This window comes from Pseudanabaena sp. PCC 6802, assembly GCF_000332175.1.
In the GTDB taxonomy this organism is placed as follows: Bacteria; Cyanobacteriota; Cyanobacteriia; order Pseudanabaenales; family Pseudanabaenaceae; genus PCC-6802.
In genome coordinates, this window is record NZ_KB235914.1 from 1,829,690 (window position 1) to 1,855,724 (window position 26,035).

General features: G+C 48.7%; 26 protein-coding genes. 8 read left to right on the forward strand and 18 right to left on the reverse strand.

Annotation, left to right across the window (positions count from 1 at the left end; translation table 11 throughout):
* Positions 1–113 precede the first annotated feature (113 nt).
* From sfnG to ssuD, 4 genes are all read right to left on the reverse strand, one after another.
* Positions 114–1,214, reverse strand: coding sequence for a dimethylsulfone monooxygenase SfnG (gene sfnG / locus PSE6802_RS0113550; protein WP_019500600.1), 1,101 nt, complete (start codon positions 1,212–1,214; stop codon positions 114–116).
* A gap of 550 nt (positions 1,215–1,764) precedes the next feature.
* The gene (locus PSE6802_RS0113555) at positions 1,765–3,066 is read right to left on the reverse strand and encodes an NF041680 family putative transposase (RefSeq protein WP_019500601.1); all 1,302 of its coding nucleotides are present in this window, start codon (positions 3,064–3,066) and stop codon (positions 1,765–1,767) included.
* Positions 3,067–3,212: 146 nt separating this feature from the next.
* A complete protein-coding gene (gene ssuE, locus PSE6802_RS0113560; protein ID WP_019500602.1) occupies positions 3,213–3,821 on the reverse strand; it encodes an NADPH-dependent FMN reductase in 609 nt (202 codons plus the stop codon).
* A 51-nt stretch (positions 3,822–3,872) separates the two neighbouring features.
* The gene (ssuD, locus tag PSE6802_RS0113565) at positions 3,873–5,036 is read right to left on the reverse strand and encodes an FMNH2-dependent alkanesulfonate monooxygenase (protein WP_019500603.1); all 1,164 of its coding nucleotides are present in this window, start codon (positions 5,034–5,036) and stop codon (positions 3,873–3,875) included.
* Between the two features lie 390 nt (positions 5,037–5,426).
* Here ssuD and PSE6802_RS0113575 point away from each other — a divergent pair, with 390 nt between their 5' ends.
* Positions 5,427–6,725 carry a dihydroorotase gene (locus PSE6802_RS0113575; protein ID WP_019500605.1) on the forward strand — a complete coding sequence of 433 codons (1,299 nt, stop codon included), beginning with the start codon at positions 5,427–5,429 and terminating at the stop codon, positions 6,723–6,725.
* Here PSE6802_RS0113575 and PSE6802_RS0113580 read toward each other — a convergent pair.
* The 3 genes from PSE6802_RS0113580 to rpsT form a co-directional block, all read right to left on the reverse strand.
* A complete protein-coding gene (locus PSE6802_RS0113580; RefSeq protein WP_019500606.1) occupies positions 6,703–6,933 on the reverse strand; it encodes a DUF7219 family protein in 231 nt (76 codons plus the stop codon). The genes PSE6802_RS0113575 and PSE6802_RS0113580 overlap by 23 nt on opposite strands.
* A gap of 265 nt (positions 6,934–7,198) precedes the next feature.
* Positions 7,199–8,005, reverse strand: a complete 807-nt coding sequence (locus PSE6802_RS28940) for a calcium-binding protein (protein ID WP_019500607.1) — start codon at positions 8,003–8,005, stop codon at positions 7,199–7,201.
* Positions 8,006–8,547: 542 nt separating this feature from the next.
* Complete coding sequence (gene rpsT, locus PSE6802_RS0113590; protein ID WP_019500608.1) at positions 8,548–8,835, reverse strand: 30S ribosomal protein S20; 288 nt, start codon at positions 8,833–8,835, stop codon at positions 8,548–8,550.
* A 192-nt stretch (positions 8,836–9,027) separates the two neighbouring features.
* Between rpsT and PSE6802_RS0113595 the strand changes: the two genes are divergently transcribed.
* From PSE6802_RS0113595 to PSE6802_RS0113605, 3 genes are all read left to right on the forward strand, one after another.
* On the forward strand, positions 9,028–9,306 hold the full coding sequence (locus PSE6802_RS0113595) for a hypothetical protein (RefSeq protein ID WP_019500609.1): 279 nt from the start codon (positions 9,028–9,030) through the stop codon (positions 9,304–9,306).
* A gap of 238 nt (positions 9,307–9,544) precedes the next feature.
* Complete coding sequence (locus PSE6802_RS0113600; RefSeq protein ID WP_019500610.1) at positions 9,545–10,849, forward strand: condensation domain-containing protein; 1,305 nt, start codon at positions 9,545–9,547, stop codon at positions 10,847–10,849.
* 78 nt (positions 10,850–10,927) lie between these two features.
* Positions 10,928–11,848 (forward strand): alpha/beta fold hydrolase, encoded by a 921-nt coding sequence (locus tag PSE6802_RS0113605; protein ID WP_019500611.1) that lies wholly within the window; start codon positions 10,928–10,930, stop codon positions 11,846–11,848.
* A 394-nt stretch (positions 11,849–12,242) separates the two neighbouring features.
* Here the strand turns inward: PSE6802_RS0113605 and PSE6802_RS0113610 are convergent, their stop codons facing one another.
* The 4 genes from PSE6802_RS0113610 to tsaD form a co-directional block, all read right to left on the reverse strand.
* Positions 12,243–12,662, reverse strand: coding sequence for a DUF4019 domain-containing protein (locus PSE6802_RS0113610; RefSeq protein WP_026103296.1), 420 nt, complete (start codon positions 12,660–12,662; stop codon positions 12,243–12,245).
* A 71-nt stretch (positions 12,663–12,733) separates the two neighbouring features.
* A complete protein-coding gene (locus PSE6802_RS0113615) occupies positions 12,734–13,462 on the reverse strand; it encodes a potassium channel family protein (protein WP_019500613.1) in 729 nt (242 codons plus the stop codon).
* 39 nt (positions 13,463–13,501) lie between these two features.
* A complete protein-coding gene (locus PSE6802_RS0113620; protein WP_019500614.1) occupies positions 13,502–14,833 on the reverse strand; it encodes a TrkH family potassium uptake protein in 1,332 nt (443 codons plus the stop codon).
* Between the two features lie 28 nt (positions 14,834–14,861).
* Entirely contained in the window at positions 14,862–15,890 is a 1,029-nt protein-coding gene (gene tsaD / locus PSE6802_RS0113625) for a tRNA (adenosine(37)-N6)-threonylcarbamoyltransferase complex transferase subunit TsaD (protein WP_019500615.1), read from the reverse strand.
* A 276-nt stretch (positions 15,891–16,166) separates the two neighbouring features.
* Here tsaD and PSE6802_RS0113630 point away from each other — a divergent pair, with 276 nt between their 5' ends.
* The 3 genes from PSE6802_RS0113630 to PSE6802_RS31100 all read left to right on the forward strand — a co-directional run bounded on the left by PSE6802_RS0113630 (position 16,167) and on the right by PSE6802_RS31100 (position 19,401).
* The gene (locus tag PSE6802_RS0113630; protein WP_019500616.1) at positions 16,167–16,736 is read left to right on the forward strand and encodes a hypothetical protein; all 570 of its coding nucleotides are present in this window, start codon (positions 16,167–16,169) and stop codon (positions 16,734–16,736) included.
* Between the two features lie 32 nt (positions 16,737–16,768).
* Entirely contained in the window at positions 16,769–16,885 is a 117-nt protein-coding gene (locus tag PSE6802_RS0113635; RefSeq protein WP_019500617.1) for a hypothetical protein, read from the forward strand.
* Positions 16,886–17,361: 476 nt separating this feature from the next.
* On the forward strand, positions 17,362–19,401 hold the full coding sequence (locus tag PSE6802_RS31100; RefSeq protein WP_019500618.1) for a DUF1574 family protein: 2,040 nt from the start codon (positions 17,362–17,364) through the stop codon (positions 19,399–19,401).
* 27 nt (positions 19,402–19,428) lie between these two features.
* Here PSE6802_RS31100 and PSE6802_RS28950 read toward each other — a convergent pair whose 3' ends face one another.
* From PSE6802_RS28950 to recF, 4 genes are all read right to left on the reverse strand, one after another.
* Complete coding sequence (locus PSE6802_RS28950) at positions 19,429–19,938, reverse strand: diacylglycerol kinase family protein (RefSeq protein WP_083901760.1); 510 nt, start codon at positions 19,936–19,938, stop codon at positions 19,429–19,431.
* Positions 19,939–19,970: 32 nt separating this feature from the next.
* On the reverse strand, positions 19,971–20,522 hold the full coding sequence (ybeY, locus tag PSE6802_RS0113650; RefSeq protein WP_156815515.1) for an rRNA maturation RNase YbeY: 552 nt from the start codon (positions 20,520–20,522) through the stop codon (positions 19,971–19,973).
* A 102-nt stretch (positions 20,523–20,624) separates the two neighbouring features.
* Positions 20,625–20,807, reverse strand: coding sequence for a DUF3285 domain-containing protein (locus tag PSE6802_RS0113655; RefSeq protein ID WP_019500621.1), 183 nt, complete (start codon positions 20,805–20,807; stop codon positions 20,625–20,627).
* A gap of 79 nt (positions 20,808–20,886) precedes the next feature.
* The gene (gene recF / locus PSE6802_RS0113660) at positions 20,887–22,011 is read right to left on the reverse strand and encodes a DNA replication/repair protein RecF (protein ID WP_026103298.1); all 1,125 of its coding nucleotides are present in this window, start codon (positions 22,009–22,011) and stop codon (positions 20,887–20,889) included.
* A gap of 14 nt (positions 22,012–22,025) precedes the next feature.
* On the opposite strand from recF, the gene PSE6802_RS0113665 reads away from it, so the two are divergent.
* The gene (locus PSE6802_RS0113665; protein WP_156815516.1) at positions 22,026–22,703 is read left to right on the forward strand and encodes a DUF2459 domain-containing protein; all 678 of its coding nucleotides are present in this window, start codon (positions 22,026–22,028) and stop codon (positions 22,701–22,703) included.
* Between the two features lie 122 nt (positions 22,704–22,825).
* Here the strand turns inward: PSE6802_RS0113665 and PSE6802_RS0113670 are convergent, their stop codons facing one another.
* From PSE6802_RS0113670 to PSE6802_RS0113680, 3 genes are read right to left on the reverse strand one after another with little or no spacing between them, the layout of a single operon-like run.
* Positions 22,826–23,023: a hypothetical protein gene (locus tag PSE6802_RS0113670; RefSeq protein WP_019500624.1), complete on the reverse strand. Its 198-nt coding sequence runs from the start codon at positions 23,021–23,023 to the stop codon at positions 22,826–22,828.
* A 2-nt stretch (positions 23,024–23,025) separates the two neighbouring features.
* The gene (locus PSE6802_RS0113675) at positions 23,026–24,564 is read right to left on the reverse strand and encodes a site-2 protease family protein (RefSeq protein WP_019500625.1); all 1,539 of its coding nucleotides are present in this window, start codon (positions 24,562–24,564) and stop codon (positions 23,026–23,028) included.
* Between the two features lie 25 nt (positions 24,565–24,589).
* The gene (locus PSE6802_RS0113680) at positions 24,590–25,801 is read right to left on the reverse strand and encodes a glycosyltransferase family 4 protein (RefSeq protein WP_019500626.1); all 1,212 of its coding nucleotides are present in this window, start codon (positions 25,799–25,801) and stop codon (positions 24,590–24,592) included.
* Positions 25,802–26,035 lie beyond the last annotated feature (234 nt).

The following is a 26,035-nucleotide window of genomic DNA, read 5'->3' on the forward strand; positions in this document are numbered from 1 at the left end:
AGGGCGGTCTTGGGGGTTCCCCGCTAGAGCCACTGCCGTGGGGAACCCCTTCACCCCGTCAATAAAACCTGTTCTCAATTGAAAAACGCTATATTTCACTTCCAAGCCAATCCTTAAGCTACTCCAACCAATTCTGGGGTCGCTTGACGGTGAGATTTAAGCTCGCGAACGAGGGGAATTACCTCCCGTCCAAAGGCTGGCAGATCGTCCGTGTAGTGTAAAAAGCCGCCGAGAATTAGATCGACACCAACGCTATGAAACTGTTGAATCTTTTCAGCCACCTGCTCCTTGGTTCCAATCAAACCAGAACGGAATCCATCGTTGTACTGAACTAAATCTTCAAAATTGGAATTTGCCCACATCCCAGTTTTCTCGAAGGTAGATGCGCCAGCTTGCTTTACAGCTTCTCCAAAGCCTTCTACAGCTTCGGTATCGGCACGAGCAATAATCTCGCGCAGTACCTCGTGGGCTTCCTTTTCAGTATCGCGCACGAGGATAAAAGAGTTCAAACCAAACTTAATCGTGCGTCCTGCCGCATGCGCTAGAGCCGAAACTTCTTCAATCTGCTCCCGTACGCCTTCGATAGTGTTGCCGTTCATAAAGTACCAGTCAGATACCCGACCTGCCATCTGGCGTGCGGCTTTTGAGTTGCCGCCTTGGAAAATCTCTGGATGGGGGTTCTGGTTGATAGGTCTGGGTTTGACCCAACCTCCATTAATGCGGTAGAAGTCGCCTTTGAAATGGAAGTCATTTTCCGTCCACAAACCCCTGAGAATGCGAATGAACTCTTCAGAGCGACGATAGCGCTCGTCGTGCTCTAACCAGGGTTCGCCGTAAATGGTGAATTCTCCTTTGAACCAACCACTGACGATGTTCAAAGCAAAACGTCCCTTGGAAATGTTGTCGATAGTTGCCCCTAGCTTAGCGACGACACCAGGATGCCACAGTCCGGGGTGAACCGCCGCAATCAATTTGATGCGTTCGGTGACTGGAGCCAGCGCCGCAACTGTTGCTAGAGCCTCAAGCTGATACTCTGCTCCATAACTGGCAATAAAGCGAGCCTGTGCCAGCGCGTATTCAAACCCTACTTGTTCTGCGATTTGCGCTAACCAGGTGTTATAGTCGTAGGTCCAGTCCGTATTTTGGGCGATTTTACTAATGACTAAACCGCCGCTGACGTTAGGAACCCAATACGCGAACTTGATATCAACCATTTTTACTCCTACATACTTGCAGTTTGTTTTCGAGTTGTTTAGGTGTGTTGTTCGGAAAAGCTTATAGAGCTTAAGAAAAAATGCTGAAGCCGATCTCCTGAATCGAGGGGTGAACCCCTGCACCCCGTCCTAACACGACTTCGTAGTGCTATGAAAATGCTAGAGATATCGTAGATTGCAATTTAACAATCTACGATATATTGATAGAGATACTGTAGATTTGATGCTAGATTGTAACCTATCACGATTATTTCTGGAGGGCAAGTTATATTCACTACATTTCCGACTAATTCTGGGCACAGCGATCTGGCACAAGAGGTGGCAATCCCATTTGCATCGTAAAGGTAAGGTGGTTTATGTTACTTGAGTTTTTATGACTGCATCAATGAGGAAAGCAGCCAGATGCATCTGTCTCATCTCATAGCTACCTCACGCAATCTCCGCGAGCGATCGCTCGTCAATAGAAACTGGAGTTTAGACTAAAAGGCAACAAGAAGCATCTCGCTAGATAGAAACTAGCGAGAGAGAGGATAAAAGGGAAGAAGTTGAGCTAAGCAGTTGCAGCGGAAGCTTTTTTGAGGGGCTTGGCATAGCGTTTTTTGACAGTAGGATAACGAATCCGTTGGGTTCGTTTTTTCCCAAGAGGCCAACCTGGAGACTTACCGCGAGGTTTAGGGTCAGGGGAAGGAGAGCCAATCCTGACCAAAACTAAAGCAAAAGCATTTGCAACTCGACCAGGAGACAATTTAGTCATCGGTTTCTGCCAAGGCAGAGGAGAGTCTTGGACAAGTTCACGAGCGAGCCACAATTGCCAAGTAAGTAAAGGCATCAAGTCCGACCAAGTCTCCATCTGAGCAGGGGTAGAAAGCTGAGGGATTGTCCAATGGAGACGTTGACGCACCAAGCGATACCAATGCTCAATGGCAAATCTGCGCAGATATTTTTGCCATACCTCACTCAAGATTGGCTCGTCTTTAGCGACCCAAATCAACCACAGGGGTTTCGATTCAGGCATATCAAGACGTTCGACCAGAATGAGTGTAAAGGGATGGTCTGCGGCTTGCTTTAAGTGCAGGTTTGGCCATCGACGAATTTGCAATCGTCCCAGTTTAGGCTCTGCAATTGTGATGTCTGCTTGGGGAATAGACCAAGTGTCAGAGTCTTTGAGGCTAAATTTCTCTCCATGCTTATGGGGTCGCCCATGCCCCTCGTAATCCTTTGGGGCATGATACAGAACCCGGTTGGGGCGTAGCCTGAGCAGCTTGATACACGGGATGTCTGCTGTTTGCTGCAAAAATGGTGCGCACCCATACTCGCCATCCCCCAGGAAAAGCACAGTCCCAGGAATTTCCGCACAAACCAAGCGTAACTGACTAGCGGCTTTCTGAATCGGGTTCTCGAAACTGGTGATCCGCTCATGCCGCAACGGTAAGGCAAAACTCCCTTCTGACTCTGGAATCCAGGCAATTGTGCTGTATCCTTGCCCCACCGTAACAGGTTTGCTTCCTACTCCCGGTTGAGGTTGATGTTCGTAGGTGCGTTCTTGTAATGTCACCGCATAGGGACGCGACCAGGCTGTATGGCCCCCCGCCAATATCGTCACCTCTGCTGCCGGCATTTGCTGTATGTATTGCTTCATCAAGTCTTCACGTGGAGGATGACTATCTTGCAGTGCTTCATAGATACTCGACCACTCCCTCCGAAATAATGGGCTTAACGAAAGTTCCACAAACGATGAAACACTCCGACTCGTCAGTACCGCATCCATCAAGTCGAACAGCGCATCTCTCCCGTTCCCTATAATTTCGTACGTGTACTTGCGAAATTGCTCAAGTTTATCCAAACTAATCATGATGAAGCTGTTGATTTTATAGTCTTTTCAGCTTCCATCATCAAGCGGTCAGTCTGCAATGGCTGGCTGCTTTTTACCACTTTTTAGTCTAAACTCCAGTAGAAAGATCCAGGACATTCAGTAATTTCTCTTTCCAATGTTGGAAGCTAAGATCGTTGTGCTGGCGCGGTCTGGGTAAATCGAGAACTAACTCCTGATGAATGCGTCGAGGATCTTTGCGGAGAGAGACTAACTGCTAGCAGCAGATCGTCGATCGCCTGTTTGAGTCTTTGCTCGATTTCCTCCTCAAGTTGAACGCTAGTATTGTTATCGTTCCATGCAATCTGCTTGTCTACGGCGTAGACACCACCCAGGATATGCCTCGCCCCCAGTTCGGATAGTAAGGGTTTCAGGGTGAAATCAATAGAGAGTAAGTGGGCAATGGTACCACCAGTGGCAATGGGAAGAATTACTTTGTCTGATAGAGCTTGCTGCGGAAGCAAATCTAAAAATGCTTTTAGCACGCCAGTATACGCTGCTTTATAGATGGGAGTGGCAACGATCGCGCCATCAGCTTCTGCCAGTAGAGCCTTTGGTTCTTCCAAAGATGGGCTGTTATAGCGTCCAAATACTAGATCCTCAGGAGGTAGGTTGCGCACAGCGATGAGATTCGTCTTTACTCCTTGTTGTAACAAAAGCGCGTTCGCGTACTCCAATAAGCCGTGCGTTTTAGAAGGGTGAGATGGACTGCCACTGATTAAGAGAATACTTGTCATATATAATGTCTCCTTTGATGAATTGGAAAATGTACGCGCGTTTTAGCTTTGTCAATCTACTGTTGTAGCCTCTTTCTCCCTGGCTTGCTGTTTGGGAAAGGCATCGTTGGCGACAATCTCTCCGAAGGGACTCAGCACGTGTTGCTTTTCTGCTACTGGCAGATTTTCTAATGGCAATCGAGGGAACAGTAATTCTGCTACGCGATATGCCTCCTCTAAATGGGGATAACCAGAGAGGATAAAGGTTTCGATCCCTAAATCGACATACTCTAGCATTCGAGCTGCAACTGTCTCTGGATCGCCTACTAGAGCAGTTCCCGCTCCTCCGCGCACCAGTCCAATACCTGCCCACAGATTTGGACTAATTTCCAGCGCTTCTCGACTGCCATTGTGCAATTGAGTCATGCGACGCTGTCCTTCCGAATCCATGCGGGCGTATGCTTTTTGCGCTGTAGCGATCGCCTCTTCATCCACATAGCGAATCAGGCGGTTAGCGGCATCCCAGGCTTCGCTCTCAGTTTCTCGCACGATAACGTGCAGCCGAATGCCAAAGCGCAAGGTACGTCCTTCTCGCTCTGCCAGTTGCCGCACTGCCTCGATCTTTTCTGCTACTTGAGCGGGAGGTTCGCCCCAGGTCAAATAGACATCGACATGTTTGGCAGCAATGCGCTGAGCAATAGGAGAAGAACCGCCAAACCAGAGTGGTGGATGGGGAGTTTGCACGGGATGGAAAAGCAACTTTCCTCCCTTAATCTGGAAGTATTTGCCCGCCAAGTGAGATTCCTTGCCAGCAGAGATTTCCCGCCAAACAGTTAAGAATTCATCAGTTAACTCATAGCGATCGTCGTGGGATAAATGTAACCCATCACCCTCCAGTTCCACAGGATCGCCACCTGTTACGACGTTAATTAACAGTCTTCCTTTTGACATGCGATCGAAGGTGGCAGCCATACGAGCCGCTGTTCCTGGTGACATCAGACCAGGTCGAATTGCCACTAGAAATTTCATCCGTTGGGTAATCGATGCCAGGGTCGCAGCGACGATCCAGGCATCTTCGCAAGAGCGCCCAGTTGGTAATAATGCCCCCGTGTAGCCCAGGCGATCGACGGCTTGCGCAATCTGACTTAAGTAGCCGTGTTCTGTTGCGCGCCCGCCGATCGCCGTACCTAAATAGCGTCCGTCTCCATGAGTGGGAATGAACCATAACAATTCCATTGCTTCTATCCTTATCTCTGTCTCTAAATGCGATATATAGCGCTTATCAGATCGGAACGATATAGGTGGTTTTGGGGCTGCGCCACTGAATTAACAATAGTTAGCCCTCCATTTATTCCTAAGAACCTCCATTTATTCCTAAGAAAAATTGGGAACACAAGCTAAACAAATGAAAACTTTGAAAACAAAAACTACGATAAATTGATCGGAATATAGTGGTTTGTTGCAAGCCATAGTATGGCACAAGCGATCGCCAAAGATCAAGATGCAAGCAGCCTGAATCTACGATATGTATGTCGGGATGCTGTATATTCGGGTATTAGTAAAAAATCTCAAAGGGCGATCGCCCTCTGCTAAATTTATGAAGGCTTATTTTTGGCTTTGGGTGGTATGGAATTAGCAGAGCTAGATTTAACGCATCATCCGGTACTACTGAAACAAGTACGCATTATCGATGCCACAGAATCCGATCTCTCCGATCGCTTCGCCGACGTTTTAATTTCGACCGATGATGTCATGCATGTTGGGGTTCAGGATGCCGATCTCCCAGCCGACGCACGCATACTAGATCGATCTGGTCTAGTTTTGGGGACTGGTCTGGTGGATTTGTACAGCACCAGTGGCGAACCGGGGTTTGAACGCCGCGAAACGATCGCTTCTTTAACTAAAGCCGCTCAGTGTGGTGGTTTTAGTAGGGTGGGAATTTTACCGCATACTAAACCCGCGATCGATAATCTGACTGCCTTAGAATTTTGGAGCAGGCACGATCGCGCGCGATCGCCACATCATCCCCAACTAATGCCCTGGGGGGCAATTACCCTGGATTGTGCCGGGAACCAACTTACAGACCTGGCTGAGATGGCAGAGGCGGTAATTGGATTTACAGATGCCAAACCGCTCCCAAATCTCATGCTTGTCCGCCGCGCTATGGAATACATTAAGCCCCTTGGCAAACCGCTGATGCTATGGGCATACGATCCCAATTTGGCGGGCAGTGGCGTAATGAGAGAGGGGAAGCGATCGCTGCAATATGGTCTGACGGGTAGCAGCGCCACGGCGGAAACGGCGGCACTGGCGGCGTTGATTGAGTTAGTCGCACTGATTGGCACGCCCACCCACTTCATGCGAATTTCTACAGCCCGCAGCGTGGAATTAATTGCCCAGGCCAAGTCGCAAGGGTTACCCATTACCGCTAGTGTTGCCTGGATGCACCTGTGGCTTACAGATAAAGACTTACATACCTACGATCCCAGCCTGCATCTGAAGCCACCATTGGGCAGCGACACCGATCGCGATGCTCTGATCGCCGCCGTCAAGTCAGGCATCATCGATGCGATCGCCGTTGACCATGCCCCCTACACCTACGAAGAAAAGACCGTCGCCTTTGAGGTATCGCCGACGGGAGCGATCGGTCTGGAGTTTGCCTTGCCCGTGCTTTGGCAAGAATTGGTGGAAACTGGTTTGCTGAGCGGGCTGGAGCTATGGCGATCGCTCAGCTCCGGAGCGGCACGATGTCTTGGGATAGATACTAAAGAAGAAAGCTTACCTCTAGCTACGCTATTTGACCCCAGTTTAAGCTGGACGGTGACATCTGAGGCGATCGCCTCACTAGCTCAAAATACACCCTGTCTCGGCAAGTCTATCGTCGGGAAAGTCATTCCCATTGCTAATCTATCAAGTTCTGCTTAGAAGCCTTGAGTTCTTTCCATAGCTTCTTGATTTGTTCGTAGGCTTCACCAGGAGGAAGCTTACCACCATTTTCGAGGGCGCAAATAATTGATATGCGGTTGGCAAACTCCTGTAAATTCGCATCAAATACCAAATTTTCTGGAGTGAATTCCCCTTGATAGCGACTTGTAGGGTTGAGAAACTCTTCTTTGCTTGGCTTGTCAGACATTAAATTTCTCTCAATAGTAGTTGGTAATAGAGAGCGATCGGGTTGCAGCTTTAGCGTAGAAACTTACCCAGTAGCATTACCCAGCAAGAGCGTAGAAATGCTCATTTATTCAATAGATATATTGTAGTTCCTCAACGGATGGTAGGGGTCAATTTGAAGGGGTTGTTTGCTTTATTAGATGCAACCAGAATGTTAGCTGAGACGTACGCCGTGCATTTTTATCCCTATGAATATTATGACCCCCATCGTCGAAGGTTGGCGAGGTTTACATAATCAAAATGTTAGCGCTGCTTAACAAAGGAATGCTAAACCCTGTAGATAGCGTTGCTATTTGCATTTGGGGAGCCAAACCAGTACCATCTATATCTGAGAATAGGGCACCTGTACGGGTATCGTAAATGAAGCGATCGTCAGCATCAAGTGCTGTCGTACCGAGGACAAACTGATTTTCCAGCAACCCCCTAATAGATCCGGGCACGCCACCTTGTCCTAAACCGAAAGCTTGACCGAGCACGAGGATACTATCTTCGGTAACAGAGAAGTCGGTAATGTTGTCAACTCCTACAATTGGACTATCGAAATAAAAGCTATCGGAACCGAAACCGCCAGTCAGCGTGTCGTTCCCAATTCCACCAACTAGCCTGTCGTTGTCTCCCCCACCCCAAAGCATATCATTACCCCCTCTACCTTCGAGCGTGTCGCGACCCAGTCCACCGTCAAGGGTATCGTCGCTAATGAGATCGCTGTCGAAGAGAAAGTCATTGCCTGTACCACCATCAAGGATGTCACTGCCCGCTTGACCGTCGAGAGTATCGTTACCAACCCCTCCTCTAAGGGTATCGTTGCCATCGCCGCCCTGCAAACCATCATTGCCGGATAAGCCGACGAGGGAGTCATTCCCAGCTAAACCCAGAATAGTGTCGTCTCGCAAGTCGTTGCCAATGAGGGTGTCGTCGTTATTAGTACCAACAATTTGTGTTACAGGTGGAGGTGGTTCGTCTATGACAATTATAGGAGGGCGTAGAGGAGGAATTAGTCTGCCACCTAAGTTATTAAGCTCGAAAGTTTCCATGTCGTTTTTTCCTGTTTAGCTATGGTTAATTTCGGGTTTTAACCCGTTAACCGTTAGCTTGTCTCAAACCATTACTCACTTTCCAGACCAATAAGTGTTCACTTTTTGCTTATTTTTGTTAGCTTCACGTTCACATGGTATTGATATAGCTATAGCCAATAGGCTTAGGACGGGGTGCAGGGGTTCCACACGGCAGTGGCTCTAGCGGGGAACCCCCAAGACCGCCCTGCCTCCCCTGCGTGGGGGCGCAGCCCCCACACCCCCTGTCCTAACAGATCTGTCTACGGCTATAATTACCGGGAATTTTCAGGCCAGTCCATGAAAAACTTACACGTATAATCTCATTGCAAATCGGGCTTTGCCCGATCAACAAAGCCCGTTTCTTTTAATATTTTTTAGGATGAGCCTGCTGGCGTTTTTTAGCAAGCTATCACTTCGACTATCAAGCTGGCAACCACGCTAGAGCAACAAAGAGTTGGCGAACCTGATGAATTGCCAACCAGAAATCTTGAAGGTTCCTGTCGTAAATGCTGACTAATAGCTTATGCTTCTATTGCCTTGATTGCTTGGGCTAGTCTGGCTTTACGACGAGCGCCGGTGTTGCGATGCAATACTCCCCGCTTAACGGCTCTGTCAATTTTGCTATAAGCCAGAGACATTTTGTCCTGTACCGTCTGCATGGCTTCAGTGCTGGGGGAGGACTGATATGCTGTTACAGCCTCAAAATAATTTTTCATCAGGGTTCTTACCGCTGATTTGTATGCTTTATTTCGCAATCTATTGCGCTCGCTAATTTGAGCGCGTTTGGCTGCGGATTTGATGTTTGCCACAGGTTACCTCTTGGGAAAATTAAAATAAGGCGAATGTTATTGTAGCATTTCAGTCGGCGATTAGAACCTTCAATTTTTTGGGGTCAGTTAGGGGAGGTAGGTTATACCTATTGTCCATGCTAGCTTTTTGGCACCTCCAAGGGTGAAAATTGTATTTTTAGAGCAATTCTCTTTATTGCAGGGCAAGACTTTATGGATGCTTTTGAGCTAATTCCACCCGACTGGACGAGATCGGCTACCCACGCTCGTAGTTTTTGTTGTCCGAGCTGCAATCTGCCGCCCAAACAGGCTAAAGCCGTCTGGATCAATCGTCGATCGCCAGTATATACAGACGATCGCCGCAGAAAGTGGCAAGAGTTTTACCTTTGCGAGTGCGATCGCGTGTGGTGGGCGTGGAGTAGCGATCGTCCACCCAGCGAGTTTAGCAATCGTCCCAGCTTTGAGGAAATTATTCCAGATGACTGGGTTTAAGCATGAAGATTTGACTCTCCATAACGCCTCTACTAAACCTGCCCTTACACCTAGGTATATTGTTTCGTAGAAATCTCCTAAGTCTCCGGGGCGCGGCGATCGTATGGGACAGATCCATCGCAAACCAATTTGACGTATATCCCTATTGAAAACGTTAAGCAGCACCGTTGCGCGCAGCCTCAACGCAGGATATGCAAGTACCAACGATCGCATTTAGTAAAGAATTCGGGAGTTATGCATGGAACGCCCACTTGGTGCATTGGAGCATTCGTTTTGGTTATACGACCAAATTCACCCCATCCATTTTGCCCTCACTGCCAGACTCGAAGGCCAGTTCGACCTCGATCGACTCCGTCAATCCCTCCAACAAGCACAACAGCAACATCCACTGCTGAGAGTACGCATCGAGACCGATCGTACGGGGCAACCAAAGTTTGTAGAACAAACTGCAGAGATTCCCCTCAGAATAGTTGACCGACTGGACGATCGCCAATGGGAGCAGGAGTTAGAGGTGGAACTATCGAGATCGTTTCATTGGATGACGGCTCCGTTGGTGAGGGTAGTAGTGCTGCATTCCCAGCGCATATCCGAGCTAATTGTGACGTGCCATCATGCGATCGCAGACGGACTGTCGATGGCGTATCTAATTCGAGACATCGTGCGAGGGTTGGAAATGCCTTCCCAGAAGCAGAGACATCTATCCGAATCCTTAGCGATCGAGCATCTAATTCCAGACACGTACAAACTAGATACCGCAGTATATAACACCGAACAGATGGCTCCAACTGAAACTCAATGCGATTATAATTTTGAGGTCTCCACGCGATCGCGTCCGCACATTAGAACGGTATTACTATCGGTCGAACTAACTCAATGGCTCCACAGACGCTGTCGAGAAGAGGCAACCAGCGTGCATAGTGCCATTAGCGCCGCTTTTTTGCTAGCGCTCTCTAGTCGAAAGCAATCCCCCTCCTCTCTTAAATGTTTGTCACCAGTGAGCGTGAGAGAACATCTATCGCAGTCGGTAGGCGAATCCGTAGGTCTGTACGTTGCATTTGCAGTCACAAACCACGATCTAAATTTAGATGCATGTTTGTGGGAGACGGCGCGATCGCTGAAATCCCAGCTATCAGAGGCGGCTACACCACAGCGATTATTTGCAGAGGCTCGCTATCGTCAGGCAGCGATCGCAAAGCTTCCCAAGGCCGAAATGGTGGTACAGGGAATGCGGCAACAGCGCCGCTACGATCTTTTGGTGACAAATCTAGGACGCTTGCATTTGGAGCAACAGTTTGGCACGCTGAGGATTGCGGAGTTTTATGGGCCAACAGTAATGTCGGAGGTAGAACAAGAGCGCGTAGTTGGAGTCGCAACGTTAGGCGATCGCCTGTCTTTAACAGTCGCTTTCCCTTCAGCTACCACCTCGGATGCGGAAGCAACTGAATTTTTAGCGGAAGCATTGCAGATCCTGCGCCAGGACAAGGGTTTGCCGCCAATCGATCGCTCGATCCCCAGAGCATTGGCAAATGTCGCGATCGCTTAACCTGACACGGGCGACAACTGAAGTTAAACTGTTATGCAACCAGGTTAGTTGAAAAGACAAAGCAAAGACATAACAGATATGGTTGGCAATCTCCAGGGCGACACTAGGGACAAAACCGATTGCGAAACGCAGTTTTGGCTATGGCGGGGATATCGGATTAGTTACCAAACTAGAGGCGATCGCACCGATCGCGATCTTCCTGCTGCGATCCTGATTCACGGTTTCGGTGCTTCATTGGGGCATTGGCGCAAAAATATGGAGGCTTTGGCAGAAGTCAGTCGAGTATTTGCCATTGACCTGATTGGTTTTGGTGCTGCGGATAAGCCTACCCCCGGTCAAGAGATCGACTATACGTTTGAGACATGGGGCACGCAAATAGTAGATTTCTGTCGAGAGGTTGTCGGTAGTGCGGCGATTTTGGTGGGAAATTCCATTGGCGCGATCGTGGCGATGCAGGCGGCGGTGCTGGCACCGGAATTAGCGAGTAAGGTTATTGCGATCGACTGCTCTTTACGCTTACTGCAAGAGCAAAAACAATTAGGACTGCCCTGGTACAAGCGCTTAGCCGCAAAAGCAGCACAACAAATTCTGGGCAATCGAGCGATCGCGCAGTTATTTTTTGACCAGGTACGCAAACCCTCTGCTGTGCGTAAAATTCTCAGCCAGGCCTATGCGCGATCGGATGCCGTTACCGACGAACTAGTTGACATGCTGATCGAGCCTGCTCGCGATCCGGGTGCGATGGATGTATTTATGGCATTTGTGCGATATTCCCAAGGCCCCACGCCAGAGGAATTGCTGGCCAACTTACCATGCCAGGCGACTTTGCTGTGGGGCGAACAAGACCCGTGGGAGCCAATTGCCCTGGGACGGGAACTGGCAAAGTACGACTGCGTAAAGGAATTCATCGCGATCGCAGATGCCGGACATTGTCCCCAGGACGAAGCACCAGAAATGGTCAATCCAATTCTGGTGCGACAAATTCAATCGCTGAAGTGACATCCTCCCCGCCGCAAGCGGACGGGACATCCTAACCTCACGATTAGACATTTCTGCCCAACGCCACTGATCTAGAGCCGCCTCATGACGTACTCCCCGACAGACCGACTTGACAGACTGTTTCCCTTCCCCAGAGTCCCTGGTTACAATACAATTCCCGAACTTTGGAGGTCCCGGCAATGCCTGACTTTCACTCTCAATCGGTGGGCTGCGAACCACAACAATTTTATCACGCCCCAAGGGGCGGGGAATTCGACCCTTAGCGATTAAAGAGGTGTCAGTTTGTCCCCTTTTCTCCAAGTTTGCGCAGGCAGACTTTGTTTGTCTAGCCGCGACTTCTAGTCGCCAGGCAATATAGGGATAATTCGTACGGATTTGGGATGAGAGGCATTCCTCACTTAATGTAATAGCCTGCGACTCTCCAGGAGCCATCCTTTTCGTGCATCGGTGTAACTGTTTCAACAGCAGAAGCCTTATTGGCAAATTGGGTATTGAACTGAATGACTACATATTCGCCATCAGGAGCGCCAGGGAGCGTGCGGGTAAACGTTGCAGACTTAACAGTACGGGATTTAAGGATTCCCAGAGGAGAACGAACAGATCGAACCGCCTTCACCCAATCGGACTGTGTAATAGATGACTTAAACAGAGAAGCGGCACTATCCCAACTCAGATCGTACTTGCCAGCATCCGTAAGTGCCAGCCATGTCTTAGCAGCGGTTTGGGCCTTGGCAACCGCATCGGTCTCTCCCGCACGGACGGGCAATGCAGTTAGTGTAAGTGCAGCTACAAAAATGGGAATGGCTGTTTTCAAGGTGTTCGCCCTCCGAATGAAGTGGTAATTTGTATTAGTATAGCTGCAGACAGATCTGTCCACAGCTATGCCTATACAACCTTCTCGTTTTGCTTGGAGCTACAGACGGCAGTAAGGCGCGAGATATCCTTGTTATTCCCAATTACCACCATTGCCGTACCTCGACATAACCTGTACGTCGGTTCGGGATTGATTTCAAACTTTTCGTCTCGGCTGACGGCCAGAACGTTGATACCGTATTTTCTACGCAATTCTAATTCGATAATAGTTTTGCCATGAAACTCATTGGGCACCATGACTTCCACGATGCTGTTGTCTGGATCTAGCTCGAAGCGATCGATAATACCTGGCTGGGTCAGCGATCGCGCTAGGGCAGCTCCCGTCTCTGCTTCGGGATACACGACCAGATCGGCTCCCACCTTTTTGAGTAAAGTGCCGTGTACTTCCGAGGAGGCTTTGGCTACTACGTGCTTGACCCCTGCTTCCTTGACGTTGAGCGTAGTGATGATGCTTTCTTCTAAATAATTCCCGATCGCTATAACTACAGTATCGAGGTCGAGCAAACCAGCTTCGCGCAGAGCGTGGGGATTGGTGGAATCAATTTTGACGCAATGGGCAGCTAACCGCTCTGAGATAATCTGCGCTACGCGTTCGTCATCGTTATCGGCACCAAATACCTCAAAGCCCAATCCCGTGAGCGTACTGCAAACTGACCGACCAAAGCGCCCCAATCCAATCACGCCATATTGCTTGTTGTCCGAACGCAGGCTTTTAAAGAAGTTCAAAGACGATAGATCCACAGAAATATACCCTTATTAATCCTTATTAATAGTTAATATCTAACCTACAAGCAAAGTCTCTTCAGGATATTCAACAAGACTGGGTTTAGGCGATCTGACCAGAGCGGCAATCAGCAGTAATACCCCTACACGACCGATGTACATTGTAGCAACTAGAATTAATTGTCCCACTTCTGTCACCTTAGGCGTGATGCCAGTTGATAAACCCACTGTCCCGAATGCCGATACTGCCTCAAACAAAATTTGGATAAATGTAAAATTCTTTTCCGTTACTGATAGTAAAGCGGTAGAGCCAATCACTGTAAGCATCGAACCTAACGCTACCCCCACTGCTTTAAAAATAAGACTGCTAGGTACCTGCCGTTTGTACAGATAGATGGCTTCTTTACCCTGAAGAGTTGTCCTCGTGCAAGCTCCGAGCAACCGTGCTGTCGTAGTTTTAATCCCGCCGCCCGTACCCCCTGGCGAAGCCCCAATGAACATCAGAGCGATTGTGACAAACAAACCCGTTGGAGTCATGAGGCCATTATCGATCGTATTAAAGCCTGCCGTGCGGCTAGTGACAGACTGGAACCACGCCGCCATAATTTTATCCGGCCAGGATAGTGCAGCAAAGGTGTCAGTGCGATACTCTGTCAACAAAATCGCCAGAGTGCCGATCGTCAAAAGCGCGATCGTCGTGCTCACCGCCACTCTGAACGTAAGGCTAAAGTGAATGCGATCGCTCCTGCGTCCGATCTTGGCACGCAACCACAGAAACGCTTCCAAAATCACCTGATAGCCAATACCGCCGAAAATAATCAGTCCTGTAATCGTAAAGTTCATGACAGGCGAACTGACATAATCCATGAGGTTATTAGTAAACAGACTGAAGCCCGCATTATTAAACGCGCTGACACTGTGAAAGATGGCTAGCCAAATGCTGTGTCCCCAGTCATATTTCTCCAGGAAAACAGGGATGAGGAGAAAAACACCTGTCAACTCAAAGATAAGTGTGGTGGCAATAATCGATCGCACCAATTGCACGCTACCGCGCAGTCCTGGTAGATCGAGGGATTGCTGGAGGGCGATTTTTTCGCGCAGGCTGAATTTTCTGCCAACTAGCAGTAACAGGAAGGTAGTGGCCGTCATGTACCCCAGACCGCCGATCTGCGTTAGCATGGCAATGAATCCCTGTCCGGTAGGCGAGTAAAACTTACCGACATCAACAACAGCAAGCCCAGTGACGCAGACCGCCGATGTAGAAATAAATAAAGCTGTAATTGGATTCGACCATTGCCCATTGCTGGTGGAAATTGGTAAGGTTAGCAGCAGGGCACCGATTGTAATTACTGCCAGAAAGCCCAGACAAATAGTCCTAGCTGGTGTCACGTTCACCTCTCACAAAAAACAGCTATTGCTAAATATACAACCTGTAGCTGTCGGAAATATTCAGGCGCGACTGGGCTGCCAGGTTAAGCGACGACACGTCTCCTCGTGCCAGGTGCATCGCTCCCGCACAACCAATCATGGCAGCATTATCGGTACAAAGATGGAGTGGAGGAAAGACGATTCGTAGGTTTTGCGCGATCGCTGCTCGTTGTAAATGCGATCGCAAAGCACTATTTGCTGCCACACCACCCACCGCCACAATAGTATTCAGGTTATGCGCTAAGGCACAGTTAATCGTGCGGCTGGCTAAGGCGATCGCTACGGTCTCCTGGAAACTAGCGGCAATATCGGCGGTCGGCAATGGCTGCTGACCTTCGCGCTCTAGCTTTTCTGTAAGGCGCAGTACCGCCGTTTTTAAGCCGCTAAAACTAGAGTCAAACGGGCGATCGGCAATTTTACCCTGGGGTAAAGCAAATGCCTTGGGGTTACCCGTAACAGCCAGGCGATCGATCGCGGGGCCGCCTGGATAGCCTAAACCTAGCAATCTAGAGACTTTATCAAATGCTTCGCCCGCCGCATCGTCGCGGGTTTGTCCCACGATTTCGTACTTGCCGTAGTCTTGCATTAAAATCAAGCTGCTGTGACCGCCGGACACTAACAAACACAGTAAAGGTGGTTCCAGAGCTGGATCTGCAAGGAAAGCCGAGAATATGTGCCCTTCCAGGTGATGTACGCCGATTAGGGGTTTGCGATGCAGTAAAGCTAGCGTCTTTGCCGCCGTTACACCTACCATCAGTGCGCCAATTAGTCCTGGCGCTGCGGTGACGGCAATACCATCGATTTCTGCCCAGGTTGTGCCGGATTCTAAATAAGCTCGGGCAATTACCTGATTAATAGTCTCTACATGGCTGCGAGCGGCGATTTCTGGCACTACACCACCATAGGGTGAATGCAATTGAATTTGCGATGCCACGACGCTACTGAGGCAGTGGCGATCTCTAACCACCGCCGCTGCCGTTTCATCACAGCTTGTCTCAATTGCAAAAACAGTTGCCATTTTAAATGTAATTGTAAACTAATATTAAATTTTGGTAAGCATAAATCAATAGCCTACCTTAGATATAGTAACAACCTGGATTTACTCGCTCAAGGCGATCGAAGTCCGATCGGGCTTAGCTTTCAGCTTTTAAAAAGAAGCTAGGTGAAGTACGAATTAAATTTACAGCTTGTGAAGTTTGCTTTACCTAGATACACGCGCAGAGCTATCATTAACAGCCAAGTTCTTAACAAGAATAACCAGTTTAGCTTTACTTATCTTTACAGAAGCAAATCTATGCGAAGATTGTTTGCTCTTATTCTAGTAATTTGCTTGTGGTTTGGCGTTGGCCTTACCACAGCTCCTGCTGCCCTAGCAGATTTAAATCATCTTACTCCCTGTGGTTCCTCCGCAGCTTTTAAAGACAACTTGGCCTCCCGAGTTGACAGTCTCCAAGAACGCTTGGCTTTGTATAAAGCTGGTACGCCTCAGTACGATGCGATCCAGGCTACGATCGCCAGGACTAAGGCGCGCTTTGATAGTTATGGCAAATCTTCACTACTCTGTGGTGATGATGGTCTACCACATTTGATCTCAGATGGTCGTTGGAGCCATGCTGGTGAATTTATCTTCCCCAGCTTGCTGTTCCTCTATATCACTGGCTGGATCGGCTGGGTAGGTCGCGACTATCTACGCGCCACGGCTAAAGATCCCGATACCGCTTGCGAGAAGGAAATCATTATTGATACCAGTCTCGCTCTGAAGTTTATGTTTACTGGCTTCATTTGGCCATTGGCAGCACTGAAAGAATTTGGTACTGGCGAACTGCTGGCATCAGATAAGGAAGTTTCGGTATCTCCTCGTTAGTTTAAATTTTATCTTTGGAGACATCTGTAAATATGCAAAGATTTTTCGCCTCAGCCCCTGTGCTGGCAACAATTTGGATGTTCATCACGGCTGGTATCCTAATCGAAGCTAATCGCTTCGCCCCAGACCTATTGATCTTTCCTTTTTAACCGATCGCTGCGCCTAGTCTGTAGCGCATAAATTTTTAATTTAAGGTTTTATTCGAGGGAGTGCATTTTGACACTTCCTTTTTTGTGGCTCAAATTAATTTGGGGTATAGCGTTTTTCAATTGAGAACAGGTTTTATTGACGGGGTGAAGGGGTTCCACACGGCAGTGGCTCTAGCGGGGAACCTCCAAGACCGCCCTGCCTCCCCTTCTTGGGGGCAACGCCCCCAAACCCCCTTCTCGTTTTCATCTGAAAACCGCTATATAGCCATAGACAGTGTGAGTACAGGAGAAGTGGAGGCTGTGTCTCCCTTAACCAACATCTGTAGCCACAATTTTTGGACTTAGAATAAGTCTATTGGCTATAGCTATAAAAAATAAAACTAACTATTGTAAACTGGCTAGGAAATTGTGCCAGGTAATGTATAAGCAATTTTTTGCATATGTAATGCACGTATAAACTGCACGTTTAGGCTCAAATGCAAAAGTCTCAAGTAGTAGAAGCTAATCCCCAAAATACCGTCGTCGATCCCGTTCGCCGCTGGCAGCTTGGCGTAGAAGAAATCTTGCAAGCAGTTCAGAAGCAAGAAATTCTCTATTTGCGCTGTCAGGGCGATCGACCGCATAAAATTCTCACTGCGATCGCCGACAACTATTTTGTTGGCATGCAGGCAAAGGGAATTAAGCACATCAAATTTTACAGTCAGACCTGGTTGCTGGGTGTCGATTTGCCGATTAATCCATCTGCGGTGGTAGCAGCAGAAATTACCCAATATTTACTACTAGACAAACGTATTGGGAGTATTGCAGTTAAGGTATTGCTCAAGCAGGGGCACCTCCATATTCTCTGCGAGAAAGCCACAGACATATCTAAGGCATTGATGGTACTACCTATTCTCGATGCCTTAAAGCAAACTCAGACTGAGAATTATCTGCGCGGCATTACCGTTTATGGCAAACTCACGCAGTCAAAATCAAACTCTTGGAAGTTTGATATCGATCCCGCCACGATTGGGATGCGACCTGTCACTGTGCGATCGGGTTCTCATGCTAACGGATCGACAACGGCAAAGCCGCCATCACCTGCAAGTAATAAGGTAGGCACAACAGTTGCCAAAGGCACTAAAGCTAGTGCTAAAGAGGCCAAAGTAGCTGGAGTTCCGAAGGCTCAACCGAGATTACAACCTAAAACCCATCTCAAGCCTCAACCTAAGCCTCAAGTCAAGCCTCAAATCTCCAGGCAGCCTGCTTCCATTTTTACACCGGCCTATCAAGCCGCTCAAAACTTTTTCCTGCTTAAGTGGCTTGGAGAACGTAGCGATCCAAGCGATACTTCTACCACCACTGCCACAAATTTAAAGATTGCTTCCGGTATTGCTAGCGTAGCGATCGGTGCAATCGCGATCGCTGCGATCGATCGGTCGATTGCTATGTTGAATAAGAAAGATGCGGAGTTGCAACCACAGAGAATTATAAGTGCAGTCAATTCGAGTATCAACGATCGCCATCAAATTATTGACTATAACAACCCTTTCCTCAACCAAAAGTTGATTCTGATTGATTCGTACATGGCATCAATAGGGCGGGCTCCCGATGTGATGATTGTAGGCAGTTCGCGGGCATTAAGGGGAATCGAGCCGCATACTCTAGAGCAATCTCTTGCCCGGCGGGGATATCATGGCATCAGAGTATTCAATATGGGAGTTAATGGTGCTACTGCCCAAGTGGTACAACTCCAGATTATGAGGATTCTCAGCAGCCAGCAACTACCAAGATTAATTATCTGGGCGGATGGAGTGCGAGCCTTCAACAGCAATCGCGTAGATGAGACCTTTGACGCGATTGCGAGTTCTCACGGTTATACCTTGCTGCAAGAAACTGAAAAAAAGGGGGAGCAACCTGGCCGTGCCCTCGCACCGAATATGTCGCCACTGGCTGATTTCCTCGATCGAACTTTAGCTACCTGGTTGCCCGCCTATGCCAATCGCGAGCAAATCAGGTCGTCGATCGTGTCAAATTACAATCGTTTAACTGCGAGATTTACCAATGGTGCCTTAACCACTACGACGACTTTAGCTAATGCTTTGAGAATGGATAAAAACGGATTTGTCAGCGTCGATGTCCGTTTCGATCCGCAAACATATTTTAAAACCTATCCTAAGGTATATGGAGACTACGATCTAGACTATCGCGATTTTGATATGAATGGCAAGCAATTGGATGCTTTGCATGCAATTATCGAGTTCTGCAATCGCCACAAGATCGCACTGGTATTTGTGAACATGCCCATGCATAGTTCCTATCTCGATTCCAGCCGGCTGCGCCGCGAGAAAATACTCACGCAACGCATGGAAGAATATTCCCAGCAGGGCAATTTAATCTACATCGACCTTAGCTCGATCTGGAAGCATCAGCCCCAGTATTTTTCCGATCCCAGTCACCTCAACTATACAGGAGCGATCGCGATCGCTTCAAAACTAGCAGCAAATCCTAAAATGCCCTGGCAACTGTTTCGCTAAGTTTATTCGCTAAGTTTAGCGGGATCGCTAGGAAAACAAAACTAGCACATGTGGCAATAGCAGCGTACCCGCAACCATGAGAGCAGCGATCGCGGCAATTAGCACAGCCGCCGCCGCACAGTCTTTGGCAATTTTAGCAAGGGTATGGTATGTCTGGCCGATGGTTAGATCTACAACTGCTTCGAGAGCCGTATTTAGTAGTTCCATCATTAACACGGCACCAACGGTAAGACTAACTACTGCTAACTCCATTGCCGATAGATGAAAATACAGGCTCATCCCAAGAGCTAGCGAACCGATCGAGACGTGGATGCGAAAATTGCGCTGAGTCGCAAACGCATAGCTCACACCCGCCCACGCAAACCTGAAACTAGCTAGTAGATTTGGGGCAATCTGGAGAGCCTCAATGCGTCTGTGGAGCATTTTAGCTTTAAACTTTTGTTCGAGAATAGCCTCATCTAAATCTAAGGTACCGAGCTTAGCACTGTGGCTCAGGTCTGGCGATAGATTCGCTGAAATTGAAAAGTTAGATTTCATATGCTCTGAATAGTTGAGATAGATTTTCTGCACTACTTGTGCGCTATTTCTGACAAACTTGTAACTTTCCTAACAGGTTGCACGCTCCATCGATCTGGTTCTTTGATATTAATTAGACCCAATAAGGCTTCCTGTTGTGCCAACATTTTTTCCAAGCTAGCGGCATCGGGATGATCCCACCCTAACAGGTGCAGCAATCCGTGTGCTGCCAGCCAGGCTAGCTCGTACCGATGTGAATGCCCCCGCTCCCGAGATTGTGCCAAAGCAGTAGGTGCCGAAATGACTATGTCACCCAAATATGTCGGTTCTAATTCTACTGCGATCGCTAAATCTGGAGGTAATTCTGGTATGTCTGCTTCCAGGGCAGCAAACGCTAAGACATCGGTGGGGCGATTCTGTTGACGGTATCGGGCATTTAGCGATCGGATCTCATCATCATCGGTTAAACGCAAGGCAATTTCGCAGTCACGTTCGGGTTGGAGATGTTGGAGCCAGACTTGAAACCACTCCTGCCAATCCTGGACTGAAATGGGATCTAGATCGGTAATAGTAGGATTTCGCTCTAGATGAAGATCTATACTCAAAACTTGGGTCTCCCAAAGCTTAGACTTTCTGGAATGAAGTATACCCACTCAGCGTTTTTTGCTGTCGCTGATGTGGAAATGGCAAGTCTAATACCACAATATTCAATGAAACACCACTGCTAAACCGATTAGCAATCCTAATACACCTAAGATGGTTAAACCGAAATGTACTAGAGAAGTACTGCCGTTTTTCACCATGTTGCGCATCGCCAGCTTGACATAGCTGGAGTCTGCCTCTGATGCTAAAGGCTTTGGTTTGCTAGTTGCAGTAGGATCTGATGCCATTGCGACCGAGATGATGGTTAAGACTATAACTTGGCTCGATGCGAAGCTAGTGGGTTCGATCTGGCTTAATTATGCTTAACTAAACTTTACTTACTACTTTACCACTTTCAACCTGGAAAATTTGCGCAGAATTTAACCATTGAGCATCAAATGAACCCAGATGCGTAGTTGTCACGATTGTTTGCACCCGATCTTGAATGGCATTGAGCAGTTGATTTTGTCTTTGCAGGTCTAGCTCCGCCAGTACATCATCCAATAGCAACAGGGGGGGTTCTCCAATTACGGACTCAATTAGTTCTAATTCCGCCAGCTTCAGCGCCAGGACGAGGGTACGCTGCTGTCCTTGGGAGCCATATTCGCGGGCTGGGGTTTGGTTTATGGTCATGATTACCTCATCGCGGTGCGGCCCCACTAGACTGCTGCCTTGTTGCTGCTCCGCGATCGCCTTATTTTTTAGTTCCAGTAAAAATGCTTCCCGAACCTCCTCAACGGAGTGGCGATCGGCAAAGTTAAATTTGGGGGCATAGGCAAGGTGCAAGCGCTCGCTCCCCCCGCTGATTGCCTGATGCCAGCGATCGGCAATGGGTGTTAGTCGTAGTAGTAAACGCGATCGCCGTCTGGTTAAGCGCGTTCCAGTCATTGCTAATTGGGCATCCCACAGCGCCATCTGTTCGGGATCGAAAACAGTTTTACCCTGGCGAATTGACTTGAGTAAAGCATTGCGCTGCCGCAGTACCTGTTGATATTGCTGGAGCAGGCTGGAGTAAATTGGTTCTAACTGGATCAAGACGCTATCGAGCCAATCGCGGCGGCAGTCAGGACTGCCTCGCACCAAATCCAAATCCAGGCTCGAAAATAGCACCGCATTAATTTGCCCCAAAAACTCAACGTGACGGGTTAAACTCACACCATTAATCGACAGCGATCGCCGTCCGCTCCTGCGCAAGCTCATCGATATCTCTATCGGCACCTGCGATCGCTTACATACCGCCTTGATTTCTCCCATGGCCTCGCCTTCCTGGACGAGATCGCGATCGCGGCTCACGCGATGCGATCTCAAGGTAGCCAGCAGTTGAATTGCCTCTAATAAGTTGGACTTGCCCTGGGCATTATTACCAACCACAATAGTCTTAGGAGCGGTAAACTGCACTGTTAGATCGGTATAATTGCGAAAATGCTTGAGGCTCAGGCTATTTAAATACATCCAGGGTACAAAAAATGAGGGCGCGTAAAAGGAAGTGCGCGATCGCACTTTGCTTGGGAATTGTAAGCATACTAACAGCAATTTTCCTGCCATTTTGCCCTACACCGTCGCCGGGACTGTTCCCACCCCAGGCTGGTAAACCAACCCGTTCTGTTTATATCATTCAGCACGATTGGCACACGGGCTTAGCCTGGTCGCAGCGGGGGCTAGTCCCCATCGGGCCAGAAGGATGGCGAGATGCACCCTATGTGGAGGTAGGTTGGGGCGATCGCAATTTCTACTATGCCGGTGACAGATCGATTGTCACGATCTTCAAAGCATTTTTCTTACCTACACCCAGCGCTCTCCACGTAGTTGGTTTTGGCGAATCGCCAGAAGCATACTTTCAAAAAGACAAGTCGGTTTGGCGTTTAGATCTGTCCGAACCGGGCTTTCTCGGTTTGATTGGCTATGTGGAGGACACGTTTAGCAAGAATACCAAGGGCGATCGCTTACCACCTTTACCTGGTAGCGGTCAGTATGGGGTCAGTAATTTCTATGCAGCGGTACCGCAATACGGTTTTTGGTTAACCTGCAACGCCTGGACGGCCAGTGCCCTGAATGCGGCAGGTGTATCTGCCTGTCCCAGTCGGATTTTGCTCCCATTTCATCTGATCGATCGGATTCGGGATGTGGGAACGCGGTTGCGTTGATGGAGGTTGGGGGGGTAGCGCATGACGCATGACGCATGACGCATGACGGACGCAGGGGTTTAGCATTTGTCAATAATGCTGACATTTGATGCGTAGGTTATCGGACAAATGCTAAACCCTTACTATCGGTTCCACCAGAGGAGGAGGGCGAAGAGGCCGATGGGGAGACCGATCGCGCCAAGGGCGATCGCGTTTAGATCCCAGACACTGAGGGAAATGTTGACGATCGCCGGGATGTAGGGACAGACGTATTTAATTACGGCTGAGGCGATCGCGGAAATAACCATTACTTTAATTACAAATATAGCGTTCGATCTCATAATCAACCACCTATACCTAATTGTTCTGCTACTGCTGAAGTCATGGGTAAAAGCGTGACCAGCATCCAGAATAGGGCAAATATGCCAAGGGCATCGCGATCGCCGTCCAGTTCGGATACCTCATTCAGTAGCGGACGCTCTAAATCGCGCAGCAGGACTAAAATAATGCCGCCCCAGTATAGAGCCAGGGAGTTAATCAAAGCGGCGATCGCTAGAAAGATCAGCGTGGCGATCGTCGTCCAGCCTGCGGTTTTGCGACCGTAGACTGCCTGGACGATTCGGCCTCCGTCAAGCTGACCGGCAGGCATCAGGTTAAGTGCGGTGATGACCAGCCCCAACCAACCCAGGATGACGAGCGGGTTAATATCGACTAACTCGATCCGCAATAGATCGCCCATAATCAACTTCGCCAGACCACCCACCAACACGGAGGCATGTAAAATCTGCGTGGGAATTTCGACACCGCCGTTATGGTTGGCAGACAGAAATAAGCCCGTTACCAAAAGTACGAGGGAGAGCAAACCGCCAGCTACGGCGGGGGCGATGCCCAGGTCGAATAAAACTTGACGATTGGGCAAATTGGACAGGACTCGACTAAACGCGCCAAATGAACCTAGCTGCAAAGATGGCAAGCATGAGGGCAAACTTAAGTTCACGTTATACTTGCGCGACATCCAGCGTAATGCCGCCTCTCGACAAGCCAGGATCGAGATAATACCTAAGGCAAACGGCACTGTGGCTAGATACTGCTCCGGGTGTTGGGACAGATCGATCTTCTGTAGTTCTGCACCTAGAGATATGGCGGTAAATACATTGGCAAAAAACAAAATGCCAATCAGAATTTTTTGCGGCACGGTCATGATGAATTGTCCGGGATTGTGGGGCAAAACTATCACTACCGGCTTTTCCTCCTGCCCTTCCACTAAAAATAGATCGTATTTATCGCCCAGGCGATCGCGCAGTGTAGAAGATAGCCGCTGATGCACCTCCGCAGGTTCGCCCCGCATATTACCTTTAAAAATGATGCCTTCCATATACGGTAGCGTCTCGGTGGCGTAAAAGGTTTCGATGCCAAAAATCCCTTGGATCGACTTCAGATCTTCACCGACTTTGAATTTATTCTCTTTAATCTCCCTATCCTCAGTTATTTGAGGTTTAGCAGCGTCGTTGGCAGTTTGGGATGGGGTGCCAGTGGGTTCTGGCATATCAGTAGTCGGTGCCGATGGAGGATTATCCCTACCTTTAGCTAGTGGGTTGTTTTTGTCATTCAGCGCGATCTTGCGCATTTGATTGCCGATCGCGATATAGGCCACAGACGAAATTACCAGCAGCACCAGAAGCAGCGTAAAGCTAATGAAAGCACCGGAGAGGAATAGACCAAAGTAGGCAATCCAGGGGAGTAGGAGCGCTACAAGTTGCAACCAGGCGAGAATGCCTGGCTTGCCCAGCTTGCGGGCGCGATAAAAACCCCAACCCAGCAGTGATAGCGAGATGGCAAAAACTACCAGTGGAATAATCGGAATAGTAGGTGTGGATGGCATCAATAAATCAGTATCTATCTTCGATCTAAGTCCGATGAGATCCTAGCCTATCATCGAATCGCGTTATCCATGCCTGCTTTATGTAGTCTCTAAATTCTTGCCGAAATCGCTCTGGCGCAAAACGTAGGGCGTTGGTGCGGCAAAATTCCGGATCGATCTGCGTTTGATGCTGCTCGAATGTAGCGATCGCAGCTTTAATACTGGCAGCAGTTTGCTCGTAGAAGAAAACGCCCGTAGGTTTCTCTATAGCTCGTTCTACATTAACCGCATTAACCGCCCGTACGGTCTCTAATGCCCCACCTTTCCCAAAGGCAATTACGGGCGTGCCACAAGCCTGTGCTTCCACAATCGTGATGCCAAAATCCTCTTCTGCAGCAAATACAAACGCTCGCGCTTTTTGCATGTAGTGCTTGAGGACATCTGGCTCCTGATAGCCCAGCAGCGTAATATTGTTACTGAGCTTAGCGCGCACTTTATCTAGACCAGGGCCATCACCAATTACAACTAGTCGGCGATCGCCGATCTGGCTAAATGCTTCGACGATTGAATCGACCTTTTTGTAGGGGACAAAGCGAGAAGCGGTTAGATAAAAATCCTCTTTAGGTATTTGTTTTGTATCTAGCGCGTCATCAGGGGGCGTGAATTTTGCCACATCGACGGGGGGATAAATTACCTGCGACTCGCGGCGATAGACTTTGCGAATGCGGCGGGCAATAAACTGTGAGTTTGCCACAAACCCATCGACCCCGTTAGCCGTGCGCGCATCCCAGATCCGAATTTGATGCAGAAACCACCTGGCGATCGCACTTTGTAAACCTCGATCTAAACCCGACTCCTTTAAATACTGGTGCTGCAAATCCCAAGCATACCGAATTGGTGAATGCACGTAGGAAATATGCAACTGATCCGGCCCCGTTAATACCCCCTTGGCAACGGCATGGCTGCTGGAAATAATCAGGTCGTAGCTGGATAGATCGAACTGCTCCACAGCGATCGGCATTAACGGTAAATATTGCCGATATTTAGTCCGTGCCAACGGCAACTTCTGAATGAATGAAGTACGAACCGACTTATTTTGAATAAACCCTCTGAGTTTGGGTGGCAGGAAATCGACTAAAGCAAACAGGTCTGCTTGGGGAAACAGCAACAAAATTTGCTCCAGCACGCGCTCCGAGCCAGAATAGTCCACCAACCACTCATGGACAACCGCAACACGCAAATCGCTCAAAAACGGCATTACAGTATCTTATGCTTTGCTGTGACATCCTCCCGACGCTCATCGCAAGCGATAGAGCGCGGGCTTCCTACCTCACGATAGGATATTCCTGGTTCCTTCCCCAAAAGGGGTGTTTCGCCTACAGGTATTTTATTCTCTAGGGGGTAGATTTCCCGCAGCTCTGTAGCGAAGAAGACAAAATGCAATCCGATTCTTCAGATTTGGGAGCAGTTCCACTGCTATACCCCGCTGCAA

Coding starts and splice junctions, on each gene's coding strand:
- PSE6802_RS0113575 (WP_019500605.1), top strand. CDS start 5,427: ATGGAATTAGCAGAGCTAGATTTAACGCATCATCCGGTACTACTGAAA.
- PSE6802_RS0113635 (WP_019500617.1), top strand. CDS start 16,769: ATGCAAAGATTTTTCGCCTCAGCCCCTGTGCTGGCAACAATTTGGATG.
- recF (WP_026103298.1), bottom strand. CDS start 22,011: ATGTATTTAAATAGCCTGAGCCTCAAGCATTTTCGCAATTATACCGAT.
- ssuD (WP_019500603.1), bottom strand. CDS start 5,036: ATGGAATTGTTATGGTTCATTCCCACTCATGGAGACGGACGCTATTTA.
- PSE6802_RS0113630 (WP_019500616.1), top strand. CDS start 16,167: ATGCGAAGATTGTTTGCTCTTATTCTAGTAATTTGCTTGTGGTTTGGC.
- PSE6802_RS0113595 (WP_019500609.1), top strand. CDS start 9,028: ATGGATGCTTTTGAGCTAATTCCACCCGACTGGACGAGATCGGCTACC.
- PSE6802_RS0113655 (WP_019500621.1), bottom strand. CDS start 20,807: ATGGCATCAGATCCTACTGCAACTAGCAAACCAAAGCCTTTAGCATCA.
- PSE6802_RS0113670 (WP_019500624.1), bottom strand. CDS start 23,023: ATGAGATCGAACGCTATATTTGTAATTAAAGTAATGGTTATTTCCGCG.
- PSE6802_RS0113680 (WP_019500626.1), bottom strand. CDS start 25,801: ATGCCGTTTTTGAGCGATTTGCGTGTTGCGGTTGTCCATGAGTGGTTG.
- PSE6802_RS28950 (WP_083901760.1), bottom strand. CDS start 19,938: ATGAAATCTAACTTTTCAATTTCAGCGAATCTATCGCCAGACCTGAGC.
- PSE6802_RS0113555 (WP_019500601.1), bottom strand. CDS start 3,066: ATGATTAGTTTGGATAAACTTGAGCAATTTCGCAAGTACACGTACGAA.
- PSE6802_RS0113605 (WP_019500611.1), top strand. CDS start 10,928: ATGGTTGGCAATCTCCAGGGCGACACTAGGGACAAAACCGATTGCGAA.
- sfnG (WP_019500600.1), bottom strand. CDS start 1,214: ATGGTTGATATCAAGTTCGCGTATTGGGTTCCTAACGTCAGCGGCGGT.
- PSE6802_RS31100 (WP_019500618.1), top strand. CDS start 17,362: ATGCAAAAGTCTCAAGTAGTAGAAGCTAATCCCCAAAATACCGTCGTC.
- PSE6802_RS0113580 (WP_019500606.1), bottom strand. CDS start 6,933: ATGTCTGACAAGCCAAGCAAAGAAGAGTTTCTCAACCCTACAAGTCGC.
- PSE6802_RS0113665 (WP_156815516.1), top strand. CDS start 22,026: ATGAGGGCGCGTAAAAGGAAGTGCGCGATCGCACTTTGCTTGGGAATT.
- PSE6802_RS28940 (WP_019500607.1), bottom strand. CDS start 8,005: ATGGAAACTTTCGAGCTTAATAACTTAGGTGGCAGACTAATTCCTCCT.
- PSE6802_RS0113675 (WP_019500625.1), bottom strand. CDS start 24,564: ATGCCATCCACACCTACTATTCCGATTATTCCACTGGTAGTTTTTGCC.
- tsaD (WP_019500615.1), bottom strand. CDS start 15,890: ATGGCAACTGTTTTTGCAATTGAGACAAGCTGTGATGAAACGGCAGCG.
- PSE6802_RS0113600 (WP_019500610.1), top strand. CDS start 9,545: ATGGAACGCCCACTTGGTGCATTGGAGCATTCGTTTTGGTTATACGAC.
- ssuE (WP_019500602.1), bottom strand. CDS start 3,821: ATGACAAGTATTCTCTTAATCAGTGGCAGTCCATCTCACCCTTCTAAA.